General features: G+C 51.7%; 1 pseudogene. It reads left to right on the top strand.

Going from position 1 to position 1,191, the window contains the following annotated elements:
* Positions 1-46: 46 nt before the first annotated feature.
* A pseudogene (locus Q0256_RS08685) lies at positions 47-1,191 on the top strand (hypothetical protein); the annotation flags it as partial.

Below are 1,191 nucleotides of genomic sequence, written 5' to 3'. Positions count from 1 at the left end.
GAGCGGAATTTTAAATCGTGCGCTGTTTTTGCGGACCTCTCGCGGAATGAATCCAAAAATTTTCCCTAGCAAATTCCAGCTCAAAGGCACTTTTCTGGCGCTCGGGGCGGAGCTTAAAAATCAGTTTGCGATCTACAAAGACGGGCAAATTTTCATCTCGCCCTACATCGGCGATCTTAAAAACGTCGCCACGAATGAGCGATTTTTCGCGCTTTTGGATATGTTCGTGCGCGCCTACGAGCTGAAGTTCGACGCCGTCATCGCGGATCTGCACCCGCAGTTTTTGCACACGCATTTTTTCGAGCAGCGCGGATACCCCGTGATCCGCTACCAGCCCCATTTCGCGCATCTGGTTTCAAATTTAGCGCAAAATGATCTTCTTTTTAGCGGCAAAAAATACCTCGGCTTTTGCTTCGACGGCACCGGCTACGGCACGGACGGCACGATCTGGGGAGGCGAGGTGATGGTGTTTGACCCGCACGGCTATCGTCGCGTCGCAAAATTTGACGAGATCGCGCTTATCGGCGGCGAGAATGCGATCAAAAACATCTACAAACTTGCGCTTGCTCTCGTGTTTAAATTTAATGCAAAGGACGCTGCGCGCGAGTTTTTGGCAAAATTTAGCGCGAGCGAAGTCGCAAATTTAGAAAAAATCGCACCGCGTGCCGTCCGCTCAAGCTCGCTAGGGCGTCTGTTCGACGCGTTTGCGGCGGTCATTTGCGACCTGCGAACCGTAAGCTTCGACGGCGAAGCGGGCATGCGACTTGAGAGCCTATATATCGACGGCTGCGAGCAGAGCTACAAATTTACGCTGCGAAAGGAGGGCGAAAATTTTATCCAAAACGCGCCGCATTTCGCTTCACAGCAACGAAGCGCCGATGATTTGGCGCGAGCGGGGCAGGGCGGTTTAAATGCGCAAAATCATAGCGGTGCGAAAGATAGCTGCGCGCTACAAGGCGATTTTAAAGAGCTGGCTGGCGATGCGGCGAGCAAAAGCAAGCTTGGGTCGGCGGCCCAAAACATCGCCGAAAGCAGCGATAAAAAGAATGAAAGTTCCGCCGCAAATTCTATAAACCAAGCATCCGCCCTAAATTTAATAAATCTTGAAAGCAAAGACGCTTCTAGCGCCGATCAAACCCCGCAGAATAGAGCTTACGCGCTGAGCCTTGAGGGCGAATGTTATGTGATTGA

This window comes from uncultured Campylobacter sp., assembly GCF_937949835.1.
Taxonomy (GTDB): Bacteria; Campylobacterota; Campylobacteria; order Campylobacterales; family Campylobacteraceae; genus Campylobacter_B.
This window is presented reverse-complemented; position numbering and strand designations above follow the sequence as displayed.